General features: G+C 69.3%; 22 protein-coding genes and 1 pseudogene. 15 read left to right on the plus strand and 8 right to left on the minus strand.

Going from position 1 to position 24,227, the window contains the following annotated elements; translation table 11 throughout:
• The first annotated feature begins 2 nt into the window (after positions 1-2).
• A complete protein-coding gene (locus A5730_RS13345; RefSeq protein ID WP_067900833.1) occupies positions 3-677 on the plus strand; it encodes a TetR/AcrR family transcriptional regulator in 675 nt (224 codons plus the stop codon).
• On the opposite strand, the gene A5730_RS13350 is transcribed toward A5730_RS13345, so the two are convergent.
• Positions 601-1,089, minus strand: a complete 489-nt coding sequence (locus A5730_RS13350; RefSeq protein ID WP_067900836.1) for a DUF417 family protein — start codon at positions 1,087-1,089, stop codon at positions 601-603. The genes A5730_RS13345 and A5730_RS13350 overlap by 77 nt on opposite strands.
• A gap of 95 nt (positions 1,090-1,184) precedes the next feature.
• Positions 1,185-1,655 (minus strand): SRPBCC family protein, encoded by a 471-nt coding sequence (locus A5730_RS13355; RefSeq protein ID WP_067900839.1) that lies wholly within the window; start codon positions 1,653-1,655, stop codon positions 1,185-1,187.
• A 142-nt stretch (positions 1,656-1,797) separates the two neighbouring features.
• Here A5730_RS13355 and A5730_RS13360 point away from each other — a divergent pair.
• The 6 genes and pseudogenes from A5730_RS13360 to A5730_RS13385 all read left to right on the plus strand — a co-directional run bounded on the left by A5730_RS13360 (position 1,798) and on the right by A5730_RS13385 (position 8,840).
• A pseudogene (locus A5730_RS13360) lies at positions 1,798-2,618 on the plus strand (mycofactocin-coupled SDR family oxidoreductase).
• Between the two features lie 74 nt (positions 2,619-2,692).
• The gene (locus A5730_RS13365; protein WP_067900842.1) at positions 2,693-3,769 is read left to right on the plus strand and encodes a hypothetical protein; all 1,077 of its coding nucleotides are present in this window, start codon (positions 2,693-2,695) and stop codon (positions 3,767-3,769) included.
• A gap of 116 nt (positions 3,770-3,885) precedes the next feature.
• Positions 3,886-4,095 carry a heavy-metal-associated domain-containing protein gene (locus A5730_RS13370; protein ID WP_067900846.1) on the plus strand — a complete coding sequence of 70 codons (210 nt, stop codon included), beginning with the start codon at positions 3,886-3,888 and terminating at the stop codon, positions 4,093-4,095.
• Complete coding sequence (locus A5730_RS13375; RefSeq protein ID WP_067900848.1) at positions 4,092-6,326, plus strand: cation-translocating P-type ATPase; 2,235 nt, start codon at positions 4,092-4,094, stop codon at positions 6,324-6,326. The genes A5730_RS13370 and A5730_RS13375 overlap by 4 nt, the downstream gene beginning before the upstream one ends.
• Before the next feature lie 118 nt (positions 6,327-6,444).
• Positions 6,445-7,836, plus strand: a complete 1,392-nt coding sequence (locus A5730_RS13380; RefSeq protein WP_067900850.1) for an alpha/beta hydrolase family protein — start codon at positions 6,445-6,447, stop codon at positions 7,834-7,836.
• A gap of 194 nt (positions 7,837-8,030) precedes the next feature.
• Positions 8,031-8,840, plus strand: a complete 810-nt coding sequence (locus tag A5730_RS13385) for a polysaccharide deacetylase family protein (RefSeq protein ID WP_067901129.1) — start codon at positions 8,031-8,033, stop codon at positions 8,838-8,840.
• Here the strand turns inward: A5730_RS13385 and A5730_RS13390 are convergent.
• Positions 8,837-10,009 (minus strand): SRPBCC family protein, encoded by a 1,173-nt coding sequence (locus A5730_RS13390; RefSeq protein WP_067900853.1) that lies wholly within the window; start codon positions 10,007-10,009, stop codon positions 8,837-8,839. The genes A5730_RS13385 and A5730_RS13390 overlap by 4 nt on opposite strands.
• Positions 10,010-10,068: 59 nt before the next feature.
• Here A5730_RS13390 and A5730_RS13395 point away from each other — a divergent pair, with 59 nt between their 5' ends.
• Complete coding sequence (locus A5730_RS13395; protein ID WP_067900856.1) at positions 10,069-10,875, plus strand: PaaX family transcriptional regulator C-terminal domain-containing protein; 807 nt, start codon at positions 10,069-10,071, stop codon at positions 10,873-10,875.
• Between the two features lie 6 nt (positions 10,876-10,881).
• Here the strand turns inward: A5730_RS13395 and A5730_RS24720 are convergent, their stop codons facing one another.
• Both A5730_RS24720 and A5730_RS13405 read right to left on the minus strand, forming a co-directional pair.
• Positions 10,882-11,139: a ribosomal protein L7/L12 gene (locus A5730_RS24720; protein ID WP_067900859.1), complete on the minus strand. Its 258-nt coding sequence runs from the start codon at positions 11,137-11,139 to the stop codon at positions 10,882-10,884.
• 49 nt (positions 11,140-11,188) lie between these two features.
• On the minus strand, positions 11,189-12,565 hold the full coding sequence (locus A5730_RS13405) for an FAD-binding oxidoreductase (protein WP_067900861.1): 1,377 nt from the start codon (positions 12,563-12,565) through the stop codon (positions 11,189-11,191).
• A 156-nt stretch (positions 12,566-12,721) separates the two neighbouring features.
• Between A5730_RS13405 and A5730_RS13410 the strand changes: the two genes are divergently transcribed.
• Positions 12,722-15,631, plus strand: a complete 2,910-nt coding sequence (locus tag A5730_RS13410) for a helix-turn-helix transcriptional regulator (protein WP_067900864.1) — start codon at positions 12,722-12,724, stop codon at positions 15,629-15,631.
• Between the two features lie 5 nt (positions 15,632-15,636).
• Here A5730_RS13410 and A5730_RS13415 read toward each other — a convergent pair whose 3' ends face one another.
• Positions 15,637-15,906: a DUF4242 domain-containing protein gene (locus A5730_RS13415; RefSeq protein ID WP_055403572.1), complete on the minus strand. Its 270-nt coding sequence runs from the start codon at positions 15,904-15,906 to the stop codon at positions 15,637-15,639.
• Positions 15,907-15,982: 76 nt separating this feature from the next.
• Entirely contained in the window at positions 15,983-16,441 is a 459-nt protein-coding gene (locus tag A5730_RS13420; RefSeq protein WP_067900867.1) for a MarR family winged helix-turn-helix transcriptional regulator, read from the minus strand.
• A gap of 75 nt (positions 16,442-16,516) precedes the next feature.
• Here A5730_RS13420 and A5730_RS13425 point away from each other — a divergent pair, with 75 nt between their 5' ends.
• From A5730_RS13425 to A5730_RS13435, 3 genes are all read left to right on the plus strand, one after another.
• On the plus strand, positions 16,517-17,464 hold the full coding sequence (locus A5730_RS13425; protein ID WP_067900869.1) for a PHB depolymerase family esterase: 948 nt from the start codon (positions 16,517-16,519) through the stop codon (positions 17,462-17,464).
• Positions 17,465-17,534: 70 nt separating this feature from the next.
• A complete protein-coding gene (locus A5730_RS13430; RefSeq protein WP_082946826.1) occupies positions 17,535-18,827 on the plus strand; it encodes a lipase family protein in 1,293 nt (430 codons plus the stop codon).
• A gap of 9 nt (positions 18,828-18,836) precedes the next feature.
• Positions 18,837-19,463: a TetR/AcrR family transcriptional regulator gene (locus A5730_RS13435; protein ID WP_255385262.1), complete on the plus strand. Its 627-nt coding sequence runs from the start codon at positions 18,837-18,839 to the stop codon at positions 19,461-19,463.
• A gap of 3 nt (positions 19,464-19,466) precedes the next feature.
• Here the strand turns inward: A5730_RS13435 and A5730_RS13440 are convergent, their stop codons facing one another.
• Positions 19,467-20,075: a TetR/AcrR family transcriptional regulator gene (locus A5730_RS13440; RefSeq protein WP_067900874.1), complete on the minus strand. Its 609-nt coding sequence runs from the start codon at positions 20,073-20,075 to the stop codon at positions 19,467-19,469.
• 65 nt (positions 20,076-20,140) lie between these two features.
• Here A5730_RS13440 and A5730_RS13445 point away from each other — a divergent pair, with 65 nt between their 5' ends.
• The 3 genes from A5730_RS13445 to A5730_RS13455 all read left to right on the plus strand — a co-directional run bounded on the left by A5730_RS13445 (position 20,141) and on the right by A5730_RS13455 (position 24,022).
• Positions 20,141-20,971, plus strand: coding sequence for an alpha/beta fold hydrolase (locus A5730_RS13445; RefSeq protein WP_067900876.1), 831 nt, complete (start codon positions 20,141-20,143; stop codon positions 20,969-20,971).
• A gap of 33 nt (positions 20,972-21,004) precedes the next feature.
• A complete protein-coding gene (locus A5730_RS13450; protein ID WP_067900878.1) occupies positions 21,005-21,775 on the plus strand; it encodes an SDR family NAD(P)-dependent oxidoreductase in 771 nt (256 codons plus the stop codon).
• A gap of 114 nt (positions 21,776-21,889) precedes the next feature.
• The gene (locus tag A5730_RS13455; RefSeq protein WP_067900881.1) at positions 21,890-24,022 is read left to right on the plus strand and encodes an EAL domain-containing protein; all 2,133 of its coding nucleotides are present in this window, start codon (positions 21,890-21,892) and stop codon (positions 24,020-24,022) included.
• Positions 24,023-24,227 lie beyond the last annotated feature (205 nt).

A 24,227-nucleotide genomic window follows, 5' to 3' on the forward strand; every position in this document is an offset into this window, starting at 1 on the left:
AAATGAGCGTTCTGCCGTCACCGCTGGGGCGCCCGGTGGGCGCCGATGGCGAGCAGACCCGCGCGCGCATCATCGCCGCGGCGATGCAGTGCGTGGCCGAGATGGGCTACTCCCGCACCACTATTCGCGAGATCGCGCGGGCCGCCGACATGACCAGCGGCAGCCTGTATCACTACTTTCCGAATAAGTCCGAGCTGCTGGACGCCGCCGTCGAGGAGATCGAGCAAATCGCGCTGCCGCGGCTGCGGGCCGCCGCAGAACGGGCCGACGGCGTGGTCGAACGCCTCGCGGCGGTGTTGGACGAGACGAGCCGGTTAATGCGCGAGCATCCCCACCTGGCCGCATTCGACCGCGCGGTCCGCGTCGAAAGCAACGAGCACCCGGCGCGCGGGCGCCCGCAGTACCCGGGGCTGAAAGCGTTGCGCGACATGATCGCCGAGATCCTTCGCGACGCCCGGATGCGGGGCGCGCTGCCGCCCGGCACCGACCCCGGCGCCGCGGCCGACGCGATCCATGCGCTGGCGCGCGGCCTCACCGAACGCGCCGCCAGCCTGGACGCCGACGCATACGGGGCCACGCTGGTTGCGGCGAAGGAGTTGATCAGTGGGACGCTGTTCGCGCGCCCAGCGAATCGCCCCAGCTCCACAACGCGACGCCGATCAACACCACATCCTTGAGCAGGAACTGGCCGGGCAGCGCCGACAGCACGGGTATGCCGCCGGCGTGGCTCGCGACCACCCCGGGCGTGGTGAACAGGAAGCTCAGCGTGCCGAGGAACAGCACCACCGCCAGCGCGCTGCCGATGGCCGACCCACGCGGCCACACCGGCCGCAGCGCAATGAGAACCGCCGCAACGATTTCCATGGTCCCCAGCAGCCGCGCCACCGCGGTCACGCTCAGCACGTCGTAGATCCAGCTCATCAGCGGGCTGTGCTCGATGAGCACGCGGGATTCCATCTTCACGTATTTCCCGAACCCGATCCAGGCCAACACCACGACCAGGCCGTACCGGCCGACGAGCTGCCCGAGCCGGGTCAACGACTGGGAGTCCGGAAGTATCCTGGCGGCGGCAACGGTGCGGTCGATCATCGAGGAATTTCCTTCCGGCGCTCAACGATGCTGCGGGGCAATCGCTCCCGATGGATCACGATCGCCGCGGCAATACCGTTCAACCGGGCGGCCGGCTATCCCGGGAAGCGATCGCGCAACTGGGCCAGCGTCGCCTCAATGCCGGCGGCGTTGGCCTTCACCGCGCCGATCAGCTGGTAGTAATTCACCGCGTTCTTGACCGCTCCGGCGTCGTGATAGTCGAACGTCTCGGTGACGCGGGTGCGGGTCGGCGAAAGCGCCTCGAATTCCCACCGCCACCGGTGGCCGAGCGGGTGGCGCCATTCGACCAGTTCGTTCGGTTTGAGGGCCGTCACCGTGCTGGTGATGCGATACGGCAGGCCGTACATCTTCATATTGGTCGAAAACTTCGACCCCACAACCATTTCCGGCGGCACTTTGATGTTGTCCCGGACGGTGCCCGACCCGTCCAGTTCGCTGTGCCGGCGGGGATCTGCGGCCATCGCGTACAGCTCGGCGGCCGGCGCGGCCACTTCGACCGACCGGCTTACCTGTCGTGGACCCGCGTCGACAACGGTGACGGTCATGTTCTTTCCTTTCGGCTGTCCGGCGGCGTCGACTCGACGCTACGCTCGCCGAGTCGAATTCAGAACACCGGAATTGCCCCCGCCTGGCCGGGGGCCGCGGTGGGCGCGACGCGGAGCCCACGCCGAGAGGAGCAAACAGCCAATGACTCAATCGATTTCGGGAAAGGTGGCGCTGATCACCGGCGCCGCGCGGGGACAGGGCCGCGCGCACGCGGCACGGCTGTCCGCCGAAGGCGCCGACATCATCGCGGTGGATATCGCCGGGCCGTTGCCACCGAGCGTTCCCTACGACTCCCCGACCGAGGATGACCTGGCCGAGACGGCCCGGTTGGTGCAAGCCAACGGCAAACGGGTCATCCCCGCAGCGGTCGACATCCGGGACTTGGACGCGCTCAAAGACGCCGTCGACCGCGCGGTCGGGGAGCTGGGCCGGCTCGACATCATCGTCGCCAATGCCGGGATCTGCAGCCCGCGCCCTGGGACCAAATCACCGCGGAGGCATTCCGCGACACCATCGACACCAACGTGACGGGTACCTGGAACACGGTGATGGCCGGCGCTCGGCACATCGTCGACGGCGGTCGCGGCGGGTCGATCATCCTCATTGGATCGGCGGCCGGCATCAACATGCAGTCGTTCATGATCCACTACACGGCGAGCAAGCACGCCGTCGTCGGGATGGCGCGCGCGTTCGCCGCCGAGCTCGGCCGGTACAACATCCGCGTCAACAGCCTCAACCCCGGGGCGGTGGCCACACCGATGGGCACCGGGCGCATGCGTGAAGCCCTGCACGCGGCCGCCGACAGCTACCCGCACCTGCGCGGGCTGCACAAGCCGCTGTTGCCCGAGGGCACGGCCCAGCCGGAGGACATCGCCGACGCGGTCGCCTGGCTGGCCTCCGACCAGTCCCGCCTGGTCACGGCCAGCCAGGTTTCGGTCGACATCGGCGTGGGCTACGTCTGAGGCCGCGGGCAAAGCGCATCGCGGATCACCCAAACCGTTGCCGCTATCGCTCCCGATCGATATGGTCGCCGGTCATGGGCATATTGCGGTTCCTCTGGCAACGCGTGCTTGCCTTCGACCGGCTCGGTTCACGCATCCCTCAGCTAATCCAGATCTGGCTGCTGGAGTTCTTCGTCGTGATGCCGTTGACGTTCTTCATCGGGAAGGTCATCGACATCCACGGCGCGCTGGGTGTGCCCGGCACCGGCGAACGGCTCGATGGGACCTTCTGGGGCGCGCTCGTGGTCTCGCTCGTGTTCGGGTTCTTCTTCGTCCGCTCCCTCGTCAGGCCCCGCGTGGTGCAGGGGACCTGGACGCCGACGGTGCGCGCCGACGTCGGCCCGGTGACCGTCTACGGCGGCAACACCGCCTGGCGCGTCACGTACCCGTACCTGACCAGTCACCCGTCGTACGCGCTGCTCCTGTTGATCACCACCCCGATCCCCGCGGTGATGCTGGCGGCCACCGTCAACCAGGGCGACAGCACGTTCTACTGGCGGGTCTGCGGCATCGTCGGCCTGATCATCATCGCCTGCATGGCGCTGGCACGCGTATTGGCTTGGTACGTCTTCCGATTCGGGCGCCGTCAGCTCGACGCGCAACTGCGCGGCCTGGCGATCTCGCCGCGTCGGCTCGGATGGGAGATCGCCTGGAAACCGGTGCTGGTCCTGGTTGTCTTGATGTACGCCATCGCCTGCATCCCGTTGGGCGCACTGTGGCTGAAGGAGCAACGGACGATCGCCGGCCTACCGGTCGCCACCGCCGCCGACGCCGAACATCCCGGCGAGTATCGCCGGGTAAAAGGCGCGGTGGCCGCCGGGCCCGTCTACTGGTCGCCGCGGGGGGCGGGCCGCGGCGGTAACAACTACGCCGGGGCCGGGGTGCTGGTGGCGCTGGCCAGCGGGGGCGAGGCGCTGGTGCTCGCCGAGTCCATGGCGGTCCCCGACTTCAAGGGCATGATGGCGCGCGTTCACCACGGCGAGCTCACGGCCACCGGCAAGGTGATCGCCGCCGTCACGCCCGACGAGCGCAAGTACTACGGCTTCGATGAGAGCGCGTTTCCCGCGCCCGGCGCCCAGGGCCGGGTCATGCTGCTGTTGTCCCAGCCCTGAGCCGATCGGGCACAATCGTTCTGCCGCGAATGGCACTCCTATTTGTGCCCCATGATGGAAGTAGCGCCCGAGGGCAAATCCCCGACGGGTATGCCCGTGGCGATGGAAGGAGTGGCATGGTCAGCGAGTACCAGGTCAGCGGGATGAGTTGCGGGCACTGCGAGGCCGCCGTCCGGGCCGAGGTGGAGCACATCCCCGGGGTCGACGGCGTCGAGGTCAACGCGCAAACGGGCCGGCTCGTGATCACCAGTTCCCGTCCCGTCGACGCCGCCGCCGTACTCGCCGCGGTCGACGAGGCCGGCTACGAGGCTTCGCTGGTCGCATGAGCGCGGCGCCGGTGCACCATATCGAGCTGCAGATCGGGGGGATGACCTGCGCCGCGTGTGCCGCCCGGATCGAAAAGAAGCTGAACAGGCTCGACGGGGTGGCCGCCACCGTCAACTACGCCACCGAGAAGGCCGCCCTCACGGTTCCCCCCGGGTACGACCCGCAGGTGTTGATTGCCGCCGTCGAAAAGGCCGGTTACGCCGCCGCCTTGCCACAGCCGCGGGTAAGCCGCGCGAAGGCCGACGACCCCGAGCTGAGCGCGCTGCGCGCCCGCCTGATCACCGCGGCGCTGCTCGCCGGCCCGGTGATCGCCATGGCGATGACCCCGGCGTTGCAGTTCCGCTACTGGCAGTGGGCGTCGCTGGTGCTGGCCGCCCCCGTCGTCGTATGGGCCGGCCGGCCCTTCCACGCCGCCGCCTGGACCAACCTGCGCCGCGGCGCCGCCACCATGGACACCCTCGTCTCGATCGGCACGCTGGCGGCATTCCTGTGGTCGCTGTACGCGCTGTTCCTGGGCACGGCCGGCGGACCGGGCATGCGCGACGGCTTCGGCCTGACCGCCCGGCCCTCGGACGGCGCCGGCCACATCTACCTTGAGGTCGCCGCGGGGGTGACCCTGTTCGTGCTGGCCGGCCGGTACTTTGAGCGGCGCTCCAAGCACACCGCGGGCGCGGCGCTGCGCGCCTTGCTGGAGCTGGGCGCCAAGGACGTCGCCGTGCTGCGCGACGGCGCCGAGACCCGCATACCCGTGGACCGCCTCGCCGTCGGCGACGAGTTCGTGGTGCGGCCCGGGGAGAAGGTGGCCACCGACGGGATCGTGGTCTCGGGCTCCTCGGCCGTCGACGCCTCGATGCTCACCGGCGAGTCCGTCCCCGTCGAGGTAGGTGCGGGCGACAACATCACGGGAGCCACCGTCAACGCCGGCGGGCGCCTGGTCGTGCGCGCCACCCGGGTCGGCGACGACACCCAGCTGGCACACATGGCGAAGCTGGTCGAGCAGGCCCAATCGGGCAAGGCCGAGGTGCAGCGGCTCGCCGACCGCATTTCCGGGGTGTTCGTTCCCGTGGTCATCGGCATCGCCCTCGCAACGCTCGGCGGATGGCTGGCGTTCGGGTCCCCGGCCGCCGCGGCCCTGACCGCGGCCGTCGCGGTGCTGATCATCGCTTGCCCGTGCGCGCTCGGGCTGGCGACCCCCACCGCCCTGCTGGTCGGCACGGGCCTCGCCGCCCAGCTCGGGGTGCTGATCAAGGGGCCCGAAGTGCTGGAGTCCGCCCACGCCGTCGACACGATCGTGCTGGACAAGACCGGCACCGTCACCACCGGCAAGATGACCCTGGTCGACGTGATCGCCGGCCCCGGTACCGACCGCGAGACCCTCCTTCGATACGCCGGGGCGCTCGAGGACGCGTCCGAACATCCCATCGCCCAAGCCGTCGCCGCCGCCGCCAAAGCCGAGGTCGGCGCCCTGCCCGCCGTCGACGGGTTCACCAGCTTCGAGGGCCACGGCGTGCGCGGCAACGTCGACGGCCACACCGTCGTCGTCGGGCGCGCCAGCCTGCTGGCCGAATGGGACCAGTCGCCCGACCCCGCGCTCGCGGCGGCCCTCGTCCGCGCCGAAGACGAGGGCAAAACCGCCGTTTCCGTCGGCTGGGGCGGCCGGGCCCGCGGATGCTTCGTCATCGCCGACACCGTCAAACCGACCAGCGCCGAAGCGGTCGGCCAGTTCAAGCGGCTGGGCCTGACGCCGATCCTGCTCACGGGCGACAACGGGACCGTCGCGCGTCGGATCGCCGACCAGCTCGGCATCGCGCGGGTCATCTCGGACACGATGCCGGCGGACAAGGTCGCCGCCATCAAGCGGTTGCAGTCCGAGGGCAGGGTCGTCGCCATGGTCGGCGACGGCGTCAACGACGCCGCGGCCCTCGCGACCGCCGATCTCGGGGTGGCCATGGGCACCGGCGCCGATGTCGCGATCGAAGCCGCCGGCCTCATCGTCACCCGCGGCGACCTACGCGCGGCCGTCGACGCGATCCGGCTCTCCCGCCGCACGCTGACCACCATCAGGGCCAACCTGTTCTGGGCCTTCGGCTACAACGTCGCCGCGATTCCGCTCGCGGCGCTCGGCATGCTCAACCCGATGCTCGCGGGCGCCGCGATGGCCTTTTCCAGCGTTTTCGTGGTCACCAACAGCCTGCGGCTGCGCTCATTCAACAGCGCCGCGGCCGCGTAGTTCGCCACGCCCGCGCGCCACGTTGGCAGGCGGGCTGGTGAGGCTGGTGTGGGATAGTTGTTCCGACCTTCGACCACGGGCCCGCCCGCAGCGATCGACTTAGCAAAGGCAACGACCGTTGGACCAATTCTTCGGACGACTGTCCTTGCTGCACGGCTGGTTTCCGCCGGCCGTGCAGGGACTGACGCTGTTGGTGCTGGTCTTCGCCATCCAATGGCGCGCGCGGCGCTGGCACAAGTGGGTGCTGCCGGCGGGGCTGATCGCCGCCGCCGCGGTGACCGCGCTGTCGTACTGGTACATCACGTCACTCGGGGTGGCCGGGGACCCGGCCCCGACCACGCTGTGGCTCTGGATCGCGCTGAGCGGCCTGGCCGCCGCGGTGGTGTTGGTCGGCTGGCCGGGCACGCGTTGGTGGCGGCGCGGGCTGGCGGTGCTGTCCGTCCCGCTGTGCGTGCTGTGCGCGGCCCTGTCCCTGAACGGGTGGGTGGGCTACTTCCCGACGGCGCTCGCCGCTTGGAACCAACTGACCTCGGTGCCGCTCCCCGACCAGATCGACCGACTGCGGGTCACCGAGATGCAGGTCGCCGGCACCAGGCCGAGTAAGGGCGTGGTCGTGCCGGTGGACATCGACTCCGACGCGTCCCACTTCCCGCACCGCCGGGAATTGGTGTACCTGCCGCCGGGATGGTTCAACAGCAACCCGCCGCCCCGGCTGCCGACGGTGATGATGATCAGCTCCGCGTTCAACACCCCGGCCGACTGGCTGGGCCCCGGCGGCGCCTTCACCGCGATCGATAACTTCGCCGCCGCGCACCACGGCTTCTCCCCCGTGCTGGTGTTCGTTGACCCCACCGGCTCGTTCGACAACGACACCGAGTGCGTCAACGGCAGCCGCGGCAACGCCGCCGACCACCTGACCAAAGACGTCATCCCGTTCATGGTGTCGAACTTCGGCGTCAGCGCCGACCGGGCCAACTGGGGCGTTGCCGGCTGGTCGATGGGCGGCACCTGCGCGGTCGACCTGGCCGTCATGCATCCCGAGCTGTTCAGCGCGTTCGTGGACATCGCCGGTGACCGCAGCCCCAACGTCGGCCCCAAGGACCAGACGATCGCCAAGCTGTTCGGCGGCAACCGGACCGCCTGGGCGGCGTTCGACCCGCTCACCGTGATCGCGCGCCACGGTCGCTACACCGGCTTGTCGGGATGGTTCGACGTCCCGGGGTCCTCGGAGCCGCGCAACGTCGCCGAGGAAGCCAACCCCACCGCCGGCGCTTCCGACACCGACCCCGCCGCCAACCCCGAGGGGCAGGACGCCGCCGCCAACGCCTTGTGCTCGGCCGCCGCCGCCAACGGCATCGACTGCGCGGTGGTCAGTCAGCCGGGCAAGCACGACTGGCCGTTTGCCGCCCAGGCGCTCGAGGCGGCGCTGCCCTGGCTGGCCTCGACGCTGGGCACCCCCGGGGTCGAACCGACGCCGCTGCCGCACCGCAGCGGCGGCGAACCACATTAATCACAAAATTCACAGCTGACCCTCCCGTAACGCATCCGACATATTGATCCTGGTAGTGGTACGGTTCGCTGCTGATGGCTGGCGATTTCGCGTACGACGGGCGACCCCTTCACGGGTCGGCCCGGCGCTCGCAACGGCACCGCCAACCCCGGCACCAGTCCGGCTCCATCGCCCCGGGCCTTCGGCTGCCCGCGATGAGCCGCCGCCAATTCCTGGGTTCGCTCGCCGCCTCCGTCGTCGCCGGCGTGGGCGCCGCCCGGCTGGTGGTCGACCCCCAACCGCAAACCTTCGCTCAGGCACCGTCGGCGTCCGTTCCGGTTTCCGCCCCCACCGCCCCGGCGGCCCTGCTGCCGCCCCCACCGCCCGACGCCCGCATCCAGCTGCCCGGCGGGGGCGCGCTGATGAAGATCCCCGGCGAAGGTGACCTGCTCGCGCTGACCGTCGACGACGGCGTCAACAGCGAGGTGGTGCGCGCCTACACCCAGTTCGCCAAGGACACCGGGGTGCGCCTGACGTACTTCGTCAACGGCACCTACGACTCCTGGACCGAGAACAAGGAAATGCTGCGGCCGTTGGTCGACAGCGGGCAGATCCAGCTCGGCAACCACACCTGGTCGCACCCCGACCTGACAACGCTGACCAAGGAGCAGGTGGCCCAGCAGCTCACCCGCAACGACGAGTTCCTCAAGAAGACGTACGGGATCGGCGCGAAGCCGTACTGGCGGCCGCCGTACGCGAAGCGCAACGCCGTCGTCGACGCCGTCGCGGCCGACCTCGGCTACACCGTGCCCACGTTGTGGTCGGGGTCGCTGTCGGATTCGACGCTGATCACCGAGGACTACATCGTGCAGATGGCCGATCAGTACTTCACCCCGCAGGCCATCGTCATCGGGCACCTCAATCACCTGCCCGTCACGCACGTCTACCCGCAGCTCGTCGACTTCATCCGGGACCGAAACCTGCGCACCGTTACGCTCAACGACGTCTTCCTCAAAACGCCCTAGCGGCCGGCGATCGCGGCGAGGCGCTCGTCAAGGGTGGCATGGAAGTGCCCGGCGGCGCTCTCGTGCCGACCGAACTCCACGAATTCGTTTGCACCCGAGCGCAATCCGCGCTGCACGCCCTCGGACATCTCGTTGTCCTCCACCGCGCCCAGGGCGATGAAGCTACCGGCACCCGCCGGGTTGCTCGGGGCATGGGCCGAATCGAACCCGGGTTTGACCATCGTGTAGACGACGAGCGTGCTGTGGTCGATGTCGAGCGGGTCGACCACGATCACGAGCACCAGGTCGGGAAAGGTCGCCACCATGACATTGGGGAACAGCTGGTACAGGTACGTCACCCGCGCGTCCGTCGTCCAGCTGCTCTCCGTTCGCTCACGCAGCCGCTCGATGTTGCGGTACGGGAAGGTGATTCGACTGTTCGGGCCAAACGTCTCAACCACGTTGAGGTCGTCGTATTGCACCGGGAAGAAAGTTTCCTTGTGCGTCGACCGGATGTGGTAGCCCTCCAGGAACTGTTCGACCAGCACCTTCCAGTTCATTGCCTTGCGCGTGGACTCCACGTACACGAGCCGGCTCGCCGGCAGCAGCTTGTCCCGCCAGGCGGTCCCGTCGCACAAGGCGGCAAGCGCCTCTTCCAGCAAAACCTCTGTGCCCGTGGCAGAGTCGAGCGCGCCGATCACGACGAGCCCGTCGACCTCGCGGCTGGGAACCTCGACCAGGCCGCGGGTCGACGCGTCCAGGCCGGGGAACGCCTCGGCATGGGGCACGTGCGAGAGCGCTCCGTCCAGGCGATAGGTCCAGCCGTGGTAGCGACACACCAAGGCGTGCGAGCAGCCGGCCCCCTCGACGAGCGCGAAGCCGCGATGCCGGCATGCGTTGCGGAACACCCGCGCCTGTCCGTCACGGCCCCGCACGGCGAACAGCGGCACCCCGAAGGCGATGCGCTCGACGTGGTCACCCGGATTGGGGATCGTCGCCGAGGGCACGAAGACGCTCGGCATCGCACGTAGCAGCCGCAGCTCCTCGGCGAATCGGCCTGGGTTCAAGTAATTTTCGACCGGCTCGCGCCAGGCGTCCCCCTCGTCGGTGGTACCGGCGTCGACATGGGCGAGGACCCGCCGCACGATCTCCGCATCGTCGGCGAGCACCGACTTGGTCGGCGAACTCATTGGAGCAGTATCACACTATTAATGTCACGCGTCAATGAAATGGTGATACGGTTTCAGCCGTGCCCGCCGCATCGCGATCCCGAGCGAGCTACCCGATCGACGGCCGGCCGTTGAGTGCGCGGTCCGTGCTGGCCTCGGCGCTGCTCGGGTCGGACGGGGGACGGCTCACGGTGGCGGAACTGGTCGCGGTGGGTTCGCTGTTTGGTATCAGTCCGGGCGCGACGCGCACCTGCCTGTGGCGCATGGTGTCCAACGGCGAACTGACCGCCGACGACGGCAGTTACGCGCTCGCGGGCCGACTCTTCCAGCGCCGTCAACGGGTCGACGAAGCGGCCCGGATCGACGATGCGGCCGCCTGGGACGGAACCTGGGAACTGGCGATCGTCGCGCTCGAGCGCAGGTCGGCCACCGATCGCCTCGAACTGAGAAAGGCCGCGACGGCACTGCACCTCGCCGAGCTTCGGGAAGGCGTGTGGATTCGGCCGGATAACCTTGACCCGCAACGGTTTCCAACCCTCCGGGCGGTAGTGGACCGGCAGTGCACGCACTTTCACGGAGCCGCCACCGACATCGCCGCCGACAAGGTGCGAACACTTTTTTCGCTGGACGAATGGGCCGACGACGCCGCGTCGCTCATCGATGCCATGAACGCCGCGCTCGAGGCCGGGCGGGGCGACGGTTCGACCCGAAGGTTCACGTCCGAATTCGCGTTGTCGGTTGCCGTCGTCCGGCATCTCCAGCTGGACCCGCTGCTGCCCGCGGAGTTGATCGGCAGGCGCTGGCCGGGCCGCACGCTGCGCAGCACCTACCGGCGGTTCGATCACGCCTTCAAGCAACGGATGAACATCGCCTTTCGTGCGCCATAGGAAGGCTTACAGCGAATCGACGATCTCCTTCGCCTCGCGCAGCCCCGCACCGGTCAGTTCGCGGTACAGCTTGATCGCCGCGATCTTGTTCCCGGAGCGGGCGAGGCCGACGACTTCCGTGGGCACACCGTTCTCGAACGCACCCGGCGCGACACCGCCGGCCTCGCTACCGAACGTCGGGCATTCGATCCCGAGCCGATCCGAGAGCAGACGCACCTGGTGCTCGAGCAGCGCAAGACGGCGGTAGACGAGGGGATCATCCATCCCGTCACGATAATCCGCCGCGCGCCGTCCAGCGCGATGACCGAGCGCGTCAGCCGGCCGGCAGGATGTTCTGGTTGATGTGGAAGACGTTGTCCGGATCGTATTGCGCCTTGACCTCGCTGAGGCGCCGGTAATTCGCACCATAGGTCGCGCGGACCCGGTCCTGGCCCTCATCCATCATGAAGTTGACGTAGGCGCCGCCCGCCGAATGCGGATGGATGGCCTCCCAGTACTCCCTCGTCCAGCGCCTCAACGCCCCCGCGTTCGCCGGGTCGGGGTCCACCCCCGCAATGACCTGCGAGTAGGTGACATCGCGGTAAGCGAAAGCGGTTTCGGTCTCACCCACGCGGTGGACGGCGCCGTCGATCGGGTAGAGATGCATCGTCGAGTGCATCGTCGGCAGTTCCTCGGTGAAGTGGGCGTGGGCTTCAACGGCGGCATCGGGGATGGTCCGGATGAAGTCGCCACGCCAATACCATTGCAGCCCTTTGGGATACAGCGCGTCGAAGGTGGAGTTCAGCGCGGGATACGGGGCGGCGGCCAGGCCCTCGAAGGCCGGTTGCATCTGCCGCACGGGTGCGAACGCCTCGTCGGCTCGGGCGGGATCGCCGGTGTAGCACCACATGACGGCGCAGGCCTTCTGCAGGTGGAAGGCCTCGGGGAACGGCGCCGCCGGCGGGACGGTCATGGCCGCGAAGAAGCCGTAGAGGTCCTCGTCCTGCGCCGGCAGGAAGTCCCGATACCAGCGCAGGATGTCGGCGGTGGCCGACGCGGGCCAGGCCGTGGGTCCACAGATCACCGTGTGCACCGGATGCAGCCGGAAGGTGAACGAGGCGACGACGCCGAAGTTTCCGCCGCCGCCGCGCAGCGCCCAGAACAGGTCGGGGTGCTCCGACTCGGACGCGGTCACCACGCGGCCGTCGGCCAAGACGACTTCGGCCGCCAGCAGGTTGTCGATGGTGAGGCCGTGCTTGCGGGTGAGGTAGCCGTGGCCGCCGCCCAGGGTGAGGCCGCCGACGCCGGTGGTCGAGATGATGCCGGCCGGCGTCGCCAGGCCGTGCGCGTGGGTTGCCGCGTCCACCTGCGCCCACGTCGCTCCGCCCTGGACGCGGGCGGTGCGCCGGTCGGGGTCCACGTCGACGCGGTTCATCGGCGACAGGTCGATCACGAGACCGCCGTCGACACAACCGAATCCGGGCCCGTTGTGGCCCCCGCCGCGCACCGCGACGGCCAGGTTCGACGCCCGCGCGAATGCGAGGGCGCCCGCGACGTCGTGGGTCGACGCGCAGCGCACGATCACCGCCGGGCGTTTGTCGATCATGCCGTTGTGCAGCGCGCGGGCCTCGTCGTAGCCCGGGTCCGCGGGCAGGATCACCTGGGCGCCGAATTGGCCGCGGAGTTCTTCGGTTGCGGTTGTCAGGCTCATGTCCCGCACCTCCTCTTCGCTTCGCGAGACTTGCTGCCGTGACGCTACGTATTGAAAAGGCCCTGCGTCATGACCACAACGAAGCATTTCCGAGGTAGCCAACGATAGTCACATCTGACTATCGACCGGCCAAGACGGCGCGATTACGTTGATCCCATGGCGCAATGGGTGCCGCCCCCGCTTCCAGCGGAACTGATGGCGCGCCGCCGCGGCCCGCTGGTGGGCCGCGACGCGGAACTCGCGGCGTTCGAGCGGGCCTGGGAACGGGTCGAGGGCGGTGACCGCCAGGCGGTGTTCATCGGCGGTGAGCCCGGGGCCGGTAAGACGCGGTTGGCCGCCGAGGTGGCCGGCACCCTGGCGGCGCACGACGTCGCGGTGCTCGTCGGCGCCTCGACGGCCGACGAGGACGTTCCGTACGCTCCCTTCGCGGTCGCGCTGGACCGGCTGCTGACCGCCGCGCCGCCCGGCTCGATGGCCGACCTGCTGGCCGACGTCGGGCCGCAACTGCGCCGGCTGTCGGCCCAGGTGGACCGGCATCTGCCGGACGCCGGTGCGGCGATGGACGTCGGCTCGCCCCGGCAGGCGCTCTTCGACGCCTTGACCGGCTTCCTGCGCCGCCTGGCCGCCGACCGCCCCGTCGCGTTGATCGTCGACGACCTGCACTGGGCGCAGCTGCCCACCCTGGCGATGCTCGAACACGTGCTCATCGCGTGCGCTGATGTCCGCATGCTGTTGGTGGCCACCTTCCGCACGACCCCGCCAGACCGTTCCGACGAGCTCGCCACCCGGCTGGCGGAACTGCACCGCTTCGACGGGGTCCGACGCCTGGACCTGGCCGGGCTGGACACCGAGGCGATCGCCGAATTCGTGCGCCGCACCCAGCAGTTGGCGCCCGCGTCCGCGCGCACGGCCGCCGCGCTGTTGCGCGACAAGACCGGGGGCAACCCGTTCTTCTTGACCGAACTGGTCAACGACTTGGAGGTCCGCGGCGGGCTGGCGACGTTGGGGGCGCAGCAGACCGTGCCCGCCTCGATCGGGGACGCCATCGCCCGCCGCCTGGCCGGGCTCGGGGCCGGCGTCCGCGGCGTCATCGAGCAGGCCGCGGTGCTGGGAGAAACGTTCGATCTGCCGGCATTGATCGCCGCGAGTGACACCGATCTGCCCGCGACGCTCGCGGCGGTCGATTCGGCCGAAGCCGTGGGGCTGGTCCGCGCGGTTCAGGACTCCGACGGGGAGTTCGCGTTCGTGCACGCGCTCACCCGCGAATCGGTGGTCGGCGGCATGGCGGCGTCGCGGCTGCGGATCATGCACGCGCGGGCCGCCGAGGCGCTCGAGGGCCGGGAGGACCCGTCGGTCGTCCCGCGCCTGGCGAACCATTACCTGCGGGCGCACGTCCTCGGCTACCACGAGCAGGCGCTGCGGTACGCGCACCAGGCGGCCCGGATGGCCGAACAGAGCCTCGCCTACGAGGACGCGGCGAGATGGTTCGAGCGGGCGGCGTCGCTGCCCGAGATGAATCGCGCCGATCGGGCCAGGCTGGATCTCGACGCGGCCGCCAATCACGTGCGCGCGGGTGATTTCGCTCGGTCGCGCGCGATCTACGATCGCTTGAGCGCGATGGCTGACCCGCTGATCCGCCTGGGGGCCGCCGTCGGCTACGAGGAAGCGAATTGGCGTCGGGGACAGTCCGATTCGAAGGCCGCCGACCTGCTGGCGTCGGCGCTGGAATCCTGCGGCCTGGATACCGAGGACCCCCGTTATGTCCAGGCGCTTGGCAGCTTCGGGCGAGCGTTGGCCTTCGCGGGTGAGGCGTCGCGGGCGCGCGAAATCGGCAACAAGGCGATCGAGCGCGCGCGGGCCTTGAACGATCCGGCGGTGCTGATGCACACCCTCAAGACGAGCCTGTGGCACGGGCTCACCCCGGAGCTCTGCGAGGTGCAGGCGGAGCGTTCGGCCGAGGTATCCCGGATGGCGCTGGCGCGCCGAGACTACGAGGTGCTTGGGGCGGCATCACACTTTCGCGCCATGGTCAGCTATCTGGCCGGCCGGCCCGACGACCTGCTCGCCTCGACCGCGGACATGCGGCGAGCCGGTCAAGCCTGCGGCCAGCCCGTCTTCGGCTTCGTCGGCGCGTGCGTCGAGCAAGCGCTCGCCTACCTGCGCGGTGACTTCGCGGGCGCCGAAAGGTGGGCCGACATCGCCTTGCGCACAGGCGATTTGTTCGACGCGGAGGACACCGAGGGCTCGAACGGGGTCCAGATGTTCATGATCCGGCGCGAAACATCGGAATTGAAGAGATTCGCCGGATTCGTCGACGGCAGTGAGACGTTCACCGGGCGATGGGTGCCCGGCCTGCTGGCGTTGTACACCGAGCTCGGCTGCGAGGCCGGCATGACCCGGGCGCTCAATCACCTGCTCAATCGCAAGCTCGGCGACCGCACCAACGAGGCGCAATGGCCGATGGAGCTGGTGTTCATGGTCGAGGCGGCGTTGGAGCTGAGCAACCGGGAAGCCCTGCATGCGCTGCGTCCGTTCGTATCTCGCTACGCCGGCAAGAATCTGGTCGCCGGCCAGTTCGTCGCGCTGTTCGGCAGCGCCGACCGGTACCTCGCCCGGATCGCGGCGCTCGATGGCGATACCGCCGCGGCCGAGCGGCATTTCGCCGCGGCACTCGAGATGGACCGCCGCATGGGCTCGGTGGTTCACGTCGGCGAGACGCTGGTCCGCCATGCGGCGTTTGCGGCGTCGCGCGGCCGGACCGAGGAAGCGCGGCGCCTGGCCGGGGAGGCCCGGGCGATCGCCGCGCCGATCGGACAGCAGCGGGTCGTCGACCTGGCCGATGCGTTGCTGTCGTCGAGCGCCGAGGGCCCGGACGGCTTGACCGAACGGGAGGTCGAGGTGTTGCGGCTGCTCGCCGAGGGGTTGAGCAACCGCGCGATCGGTGAGCGCCTCTACATCAGCACCAACACCGCCGCCAACCATGTCCGCAACATCCTGATCAAGATCGGCGCCGCGAACCGCACGCAGGCGGCGATGTACGCCGCCGACCGGGAACTGCTCGGCTAGCGACCTCAGATGTCCGACGTGGCACCGGTGGGCATGACCCGATCGCGCATCTCGACGATGACATCGGCGGGCAGCCCGGCCCGCGCGGCCGCCGTTCTGATCGCCTCGGGCGACGGCGCCTCGTACAGGCAATAGGTCTTTCTTTTGTCCGCCGAGAGGAACGAGTACATCCAGCGGACGCCCTCCTGATCGTTGATCCGATTGATCCCGTCGGCGACCTCGAGGCTGGGTTCCAGCTCCTCGGCGAAGTTGCGCTCGACCATGAAGATGGGCACGGCGGACTCCTGTTCATTGTCTTGGGTCGAACCTACGCCCTGAACGCCCGCTAAGACGAACGATTTGCCGGTGCCGTCACTCGGGTGCCGCTTCGGCGGCGTGGACGAGCAGCAGCTGTAGGGTTTCGCGCAACTCGCCCAACCGCTGACGCCCCAGGACCCGCTCCCAACGCGTCTCCAAATCGACTGCATGGGAGCGCATTACCCGAAGCGCGTGCCGGCCGCGCGTCGTCAACTCGATGATGCGCGCTCGGGCGTCGACCGGATCGGGCGCGCGGGACACGTAGCCATGCCGCTCCAGGGCGGCGATTGCCTGGGCAACTGCCTGACGGGTCACGCCGAGCCGGTCGGCCAGGTCCGACGCGTGCAGTCCCCCGGCCGCCAGCGGCACCAGGGCAACCGCTTGCGCCGGGCGGATGCCGTCGAGTCCCGCGGCCGTGAACGCCGCCCGCAGTCCGGGCGCCCCGGACGCGGCCACCAGGTTCACCAGCGCCGGAACGGTGGGCTGCCAATCGGGATGCAGGGGCCGTCGCACGGGGATGAGTGTGCCACTCGCGCGTTGATTGACAAGTAACTTGTCAAAATCGCCGCCGGCTGCCACGATGGCGGCATGCCATCGCGTCGGGCCCGGGGGGCCGGCCTCTGCGTCATCGCCGTCCTGACCGTCTTGCTCGGCGGGTGCCTGGGCGGCGGCGGGCATGCACTGGGAACGCCCGGCCCGCAGACGATCCCGGTCGGGCAGTCGACGCAGAGCATCGAGTCGGGCGGTGTCAGCCGGTCCTTTCACCTGTACCGACCACAGGGCGTGTCCGATCCGGCCCCGCTGGTGGTGATGCTGCACGGCGGTTTCGGCAACGGCGAGCAGGCCGAGCGCGCCTACCACTGGGACGCCGAGGCCGACCGCGGGGGATTCCTGGTCGCCTACCCCGACGGGCTCAACCGCGCCTGGAACGCCGGCACCTGCTGCGGTCAACCGCAGCGCGTCGACGCCGACGACGTCGGCTTCATCACGACCATGGTCGCCGCCATCGAACAACAGCTGCCCATCGATCGGGCGCGCGTCTACGCCACCGGCATGTCCAACGGCGCGATGATGGCGCTCCGGTTGGGCTGCCAGTCCGACCTTTTCGTGGCGATCGCTCCGGTGGCGGGCACGCTGCTGACCGACTGTTCCCACGCCCGGCGGACCTCGGTGCTGCAGATCCACGGCACGGCCGACGACCGGGTCCCCTACAACGGCGGCCCCGGAAAAGCCTTCACGGCCAACGGGACTGCCCGCGTCGACGGGCCATCGGTGGAGTCCGTCAACGCCACCTGGCGCGCCATCGACGCGTGCGGGCCGCCCAACGCGAGCACCGCGGGTGACGTGACCACGCAAACCGCCGGGTGCGCGGACGGGCGCACCGTCGAGTTGATCGCGGTGGCGGGCGCCGGTCACCAATGGCCGGGCGGTGAGCCCAGCCCCCTCGCCGAAAAGCTCGCGGGCATCCCCGCCCCCTCGTCGGCCCTGGACGCCACCGACACAATCTGGCAGTTCTTCGCCCGGAACCACCGCTAGCGGGCGGGCGGTCTCTAAAAGTTTAGAGATTGCCCTTCCCCCGGCGGCGTCCGATTGTTACCGTTCCGTAATGCGCCGGGTTGGGGGAGCTTTCGCCGTCCTGCTGATCTTCACCTCAACCCTGATCGGGGGCGCGGGCAGCGGCGGCGCCGACGGCGGGGACGAACCGCAGTACGCGCAGTTCTACACGCCGCCCGACCCGTTGCCACCGGGCCAGCCGGGCGACCTGATCCGCACCGAGCCGTCACGGCTGGTGCTGGAACCGTCGGGCCAGCTGGGCGCGATCATGGCCACCGGTACCCGAATCATGTACCGCAGCACCGACACTCGCGGTAACCCGATCGCCGTCACGGGCACCTACTTCGAGCCCTACAACGCGTGGCCGGGCAAGGGGCCGCGGCCCCTGATCAGCTACGCGCCCGGCACGCAGGGCCAAGGCAATCAGTGCGCGCCGTCGCGGATGTTCAACCAGGGCATCCATTATTCGGGCGGCTGGGACATCATGTTCAACTACGAGGAGCTGTTCGTCGCCACGATGGTCGCGCGCGGTTTCGCCATCGTGATGACCGACTACGAGGGCCTCGGCACCACCACGATGCACACCTACGTGGGCCGCGTGGCCGAGGGGCAGGCCGTGCTCGACGCCGCCCGCGCGGCGATGCGGCTGCCCGGCACCTCGCTGGATCCCCATGGGCCGGTGGCCTTTTGGGGCTACTCGCAGGGTGGCGGCGCGACCGCATCGGCGGCCGAGCTGGCGTCGGCCTACGCGCCCGATCTTCACATCGTGGGCACCTATGCCGGGGCGCCGCCCGCGAACCTCAAGGAGCTGTTTCCCTACGCCGACGGCAGCGTTCTCGTCGGCGTCGTCGGGTACGCCCTCAACAGCGTGATGGCGGCCTACCCCGAGGCCGCCGACGCGATTCGCTCCAAGATGACGCCGCGAGGGCTGGCGATGCTGGAATCGGTGTCGCGCCAATGCGTCGGACAAACCCTGCTGGACTTCATGTTTCGCCACATCCAGCCGTACTTCACCGAAGACATCCATCAATTGGTCAACGAAGAACCGTTCAGCACCCTGTTCGAGGACCAGCGGATAGGGCGCTACAAACCCAACGCGCCGGTGCTGATCAACAGCAACCGGTACGACCCGCTGGTGCCGTGGACCGCGGCCAACCAACTCGGTCGCGACTGGTGCGCCCAGGGGGCCGACGTGGAATTCCGCACCAACGAGGAACCGCCGTTTCTCAACAAGCTGATCATCAACCACGCGCTGCCCATGCTCGTCGACGGCGAGCCGGCCATGCAGTGGATCGCCGCCCGCTTCAACGGCGAACCGACCGCACCCAACTGCGGTCAGTTCTAGACTGGACGCATCGCTGCACGTAGAAAGCACAACGCGCCCGAGCGGCGCCGCCAGCTCGCCGACGCCGCGATCCAGTTGCTGGGCAGCAATGGAGTCCACGGCGTCAGCCACCCCCGGGTCGACGACCACGCCGGCGTGCCGGCGGGCACCGCCTCGTTCTACTTCAGGACCCGCAAGGCGCTGCTGCACGCCGTCGCAACCCGGCTGGCCGAACTCGACGTGGCCGACTTCTCCCGGATGGCCGAGCTCGCCGACGACCCGTCGGCGCATTTCACCGGCACCGCGGGGCTGGCCCGCATCGTCATGTACGTCAACACCGAACCCTGGCTGACCCGCGCCAAGGCCCGCTACGAGCTCGCGTTGCTCGCCGGCCGGGACGCGGAGCTGGCCGACATCCTGGACGAGTCCGCGACGCGCCTGCACACCCTGGCCCGCGATGTGGTCACCCAATGGCATCCCGCGGCGAGCGCGCCCGACCCGGCGCTGGTCGCCGACCAGGCGATCGCCACCCTGGCCTTGATCAACGGGATCATGCTGACATTCGTCGCGGGGCAGCCGGCCGTCGACAGCGCCGAACACCTCGACCGGCTCATCCGGGGCGTCATCGCCGGCGTCGCCGCCGTTCGCGGCGACTGACCGCTATCCCAGCGCAAGCATCCCGTCGATCAACCTGTGCAACACCTGGCGGGTTTCCCGGCGGGTGCGCTTGGGGTCCTCGGCGGTGGCGATCAGCATGGCCGCCTCGTCGAGGGCGCCGATCAGCACGTGCGCCAGCGGGCGCACCGGCTGCTTCGGAAACTGGCCCGCCCTGATGGCCTCGGTGAGCAACTGCTCGGTCATCCCCAGGCTGTACCGCTGGGCCACGTCGCGAAACCCCGCCCAGCCCAGCACACTTGGGGCGTCAAGCAGCATCAGCTGACGCACCTCCGGATCACCGGACACCTCCAGCCACGCGTCGACCGCGGCGCGGATCGCGTCCGCCGGCGTCGTCGCCCCCGACTCGGCCACCAACGTGCCCATCCGCGCCATCACGTCCTGCTCCACAGTTTCGACCACCTCCAGGAAAAGCGCTGCCTTGTCGGCGAATTGGTGGTACATGGCGCCGCGCGTCACCCCGGCCGCGGTCGCGATCTCCGGCGTACCCACGTCCGCGTAACCACGAAGGCCCCACAGCTTTCGGGCGGCCGCGATCAGCGCGTCGCGGGTCGCCGCGGAGCGCTCTTCCTGAGTCCGTCGCTTGCTTTCCATACAACCTGTTGGTAACTTACGAACAGACAGCCTGTTTGTAAGTGTATCCCGAGGTAGGAGTTTCCATGTCGACGATCGACATTAGTGCCGGAACCATCCATTACGAAGCAACCGGACCCGAAAACGGCAGGCCGGTGGTCTTCGTGCACGGGTACATGATGGGCGCCCAGCTGTGGCGCCGGGTCGGCGAGCGACTGGCCGGCCGTGGCCTGCGGTGCATCGCCCCGACGTGGCCACTGGGCGCGCATCCGGAACCGTTGCGCCGCGGCGCCGACCGAACGATCACGGGCGTCGCCGGCATGGTCGCCGAGGTGCTGACCGCACTCGACCTCGAAGACGTGGTGCTGGTCGGCAACGACACCGGCGGCGTCGTCACCCAACTCGTCGCCGTGCACCACCCCGAGCGGCTCGGCGCGCTCGTGCTCACGAGTTGCGATGCGTTCCAACACTTTCCGCCGCCGATCCTCAAGCCGGTGATTCTTGCCGCCAAGTCGAAGACGACATTCAAGGCTGTTTCCCAGGCCATGCGGGTGCCGGCGGCGCGCAAGCGAGCGTTCGACGGGCTGGCGCATCGCAACATCGACGACCTCACCGAGGAATGGGTGCGCCCGGGGCTGTCCGATCCCCGGATAGCCGAAGACCTGCGCCAGTTCACGCTGTCGATGCGCACCGAGGTCACCACGGGCGTGGCGGCCCGGCTGCCCGAGTTCGACAAGCCCACCCTCATCGCCTGGTCGGCCGACGACGTGTTCTTCGAGCAGGAGGACGGCGTCCGGCTGGCCGCCACCATTCCCAACGCCCGCTTGGAGGTCATCGAGGGGGCCAGGACCTTCTCGATGATCGACCAGCCGGACCGGCTCGCCGACCTGCTGTCGACGATCGCGGTGCGCACGTAACCACCCGCACCGCCCGGCGGTAGCGTCTTGGCCATGTCAGCTACGACGCAACCGCTGAGCGGCCGGCGGGTCCTGGTGACCGGCGCCGCGACCGGGATCGGCGCGGCCGCCGTTGCGGCCCTCGGCGGGGCGGGGGCCGAGGTCGCCGCCACCTATCACCGCACGCCGCCGCCGGACGGCCTCGCGGCCGCCTGGCTGCAGTGCGACGTGCGCGACGCCGAGGCCGTCTCGGCGACGGTGCGGCAAGCCGCCGAACGCCTGGGTGGGCTGGACGTTTTGGTCAACGCCGCGGGGTTGTGGCAGGCCGGGATTCCCGGCTACATCGGCCCCGACGAGATCTCGTTCCTGTTGGACACCAACGTGAAGGCGACCATCCTGACCAACCAGGCCGCCCACGCGGTGATGAAGGGGCAGGACCCCAAGGGCGGCCGGATCATCAACTTCGGCTCGTCGGAAGCCGTTATGGGCAGCCCGATTTCGGCCGTCTACGCCGCCACCAAGGGTGCGGTTCAGGCGTGGACGCGGTCGGCGGCCAAGGCGTGGGCGGGTGACAACGTCACCGTCAACGCACTGGCCCCGGCGGTGCAGACGGCCGGCGCCGACCGGCTGCGCGAATTCCTCGGCCCCGAGGCCGGCGCGTTCATCGACCAGCAGATGCAGATGATGATTCCGTTGGGCGGCGCGCTGGGGGACCCCGCACGGGATCTGGGTCCAATGCTGGTCTTTCTGGCCGGCCCCGGGTCGGGTTTCATCACCGGGCAGTTACTCGCAGTCGATGGCGGCCTGATGATGGTGGGCGGCTGACGGCCGGAACGGCCCGCAACGCCTTTCCGGGTGCGGCTTGCGCACTACCGATCGGCTGGCAATCCGATCGATTCCCGGCACCCCGGTCAGCATGCCTGGTTACCATCGTTCGCTATGGGTGCCGAGGCGCCGGGAGCAAACGGCGCGGCCCGCGACCCGGGAGATTCGGTGGAGTTGGTCCACACGCTCCTGGGCTTGTTGCGCCGTCGCCTCGGCCTCGACACGGCGTGGATCGCGTCGTTTCGCAACGGCATGCAGGTGTTCGAGGTGTTCGACGGTGACACCCGGCCCTTGGGCCTATCGCCCGGCGACACCGCTTCCCTGGCCGACTCGTACAGCGTCCGCGTGATCGACGGGCGGCTGCCCGCCGTGATCCCCGACACGCTGGCCGACAAGACCGCTTTTCTTCTGCCGAAGACCCGCGAATGGGGCGTGCGGGCCTACGTCGGTGTTCCGTTGCTCGGCCCGGACGGTTCGGCGGCCGGCATCGTGGGTGCGGTCAGCCAGCAGCCGAAGCCGCAGCTGGCTGACGTCGATCTCCGGGTCATCAGAAAAATGGCCGAGCTCATCGGAACCTTGATGGAAATGCCGTTGGGGCCGACGAAAATCCCGACAGATCAGCACGATGGCATTCGCCGAATGGTCGCCAAGCGGGACTTCGAGATCGTCTTCCAAGCGGTGCACAGCGTCTCGTCGGGCGAGGTGCTCGGCGTCGAAGCGCTCGCGCGCTTCCCCTGCGAACCGTTTCGCCCCGATCTCGTCTTCGCCGAGGCGGCCCTGTTGGGCCTGGACATCGAGTTGGAGACCGCGGTCATCGCCCGTGCGCTGTCGCTGGTGCCCCAGCTGCCCGACGGTGTATTCGTCGCAGTGAACATCTCCCCGTCGGCGGTGCTGCTCACGGAGTGGACCGAGCTGCTCGCCGAGGTCGACCCGTCTCGCCTCGTGTTGGAGATCACCGAGCACGATGCCGTCGAGAACTACGACGCCCTCGACGACGTCCTGGAAGCATGCCGGGCGCGCGGCATGCGGGTGGCCGTCGACGACGTGGGCGCCGGATTCTCGTCGTTCTCGCACGTGCTGGAGTTGACACCGGAATTCATCAAGATCGACCACTCGATCACCCGCAACATCGACGCCGACGATGCCCGGCGGCATCTGGCCCAATCGATCGCCGAGTTCGCCGCGCAGATTGGCGCCACGGTCATCGCCGAGGGGGTGGAGACCCAGGGCGAACTTGATGCCCTCGGTGCGGCCGGCATCCCGTGGGCGCAGGGTTTCTACCTCAGCCGGCCCAAGTCCCCCACCCACGGATTTCCGGCCGGTGCTGCCGTCGCGGAACCGGTCGATCAGTCCTCGGCCATCTTCGACGTGCTGGGCGAGCGCCGGTTCGACCTGGCGTTGACGCATTCCCCCATCGGCATGGCCGTCGTCGGCCTGGACGGCACGTTCCAGCGCACCAACCGAGCGCTGCGAAACATGCTCGGTTACGGCCGAAAGGCGCTGGCCGGCTTGACCTTTCAGGAGATCACCCATCCCGACGACCTGGATGCGGACCTGGCGTTGCTCGCCGAGTGCCTTGCGGGCCGCCGGCGCACCTACCGCATGGACAAGCGCTTCATCGCCGCCGACGGACGCATCCTGTGGTGCGATCTCACCGCCGTGCTCGTCCAAGGGCCGCGTAACCAGCCGCGCTGCTTCGTCTCTCAAATCCTCGACGTCACCCCCGAACGGATGCGAGAGGCGGAGCTGGCCCGCCGGGCCACCACCGACACACTCACGTCCCTTGCCAACCGCTCCGCGGCGTGGGGCCGGCTCGAGCAACTCGACACGGCCGATGACGGCTATGGCGTGTTGTTCTGCGACATCGAGAAATTCAAGTCCATCAACGACCGGCACGGCCACCGGGCCGGCGACGAACTGCTGGTCGAGGTCGCCCGCCGGTTACTCGCTGCCGTCAAAGACGACGGGCTCGTCGCCCGCTGGGGCGGCGACGAATTCCTGGTCATCACCGACACCGTCGACGATCGCGGGCTCAAGGCGCTCACCGACCGCATCACCAGTGGAATCCAGGGAACCCGGATCACCCTTGCGAGCGGGACGTTGATCCCCATCGTGTTGACCGTCGGGTGCGCAGCGCACCGATCCGGGGACGGCCGGTCCATCGACGCCGTTCTGGAGCGCGCCGACCAGGCCATGTATGAGCAGCGGCGCAGGCAAGCCGGCGCCTCATTCCTCACCGCCGGGTGAGCCGGGCCGCGGTCCGCCGAAGGGGCGGGTACGCCGACCGCGACCGCGAGGTTCGGCGAGGAGGTGTCGCGCCCGATTCCTGAGCAGTAGCAGCGACCTGTGCAACTCGAACAGCATGAGGCAATGGTGGCCCGCTCGGCCCCGACGCGCCCGCTGTACACGCACTCGTCGATGGGGAATCGTGGGAGAAGTTGCGATGACGGGT

The sequence above is a fragment of the Mycobacterium sp. ACS4054 genome (assembly GCF_001667275.1).
Taxonomy (GTDB): domain Bacteria; phylum Actinomycetota; class Actinomycetes; order Mycobacteriales; family Mycobacteriaceae; genus Mycobacterium.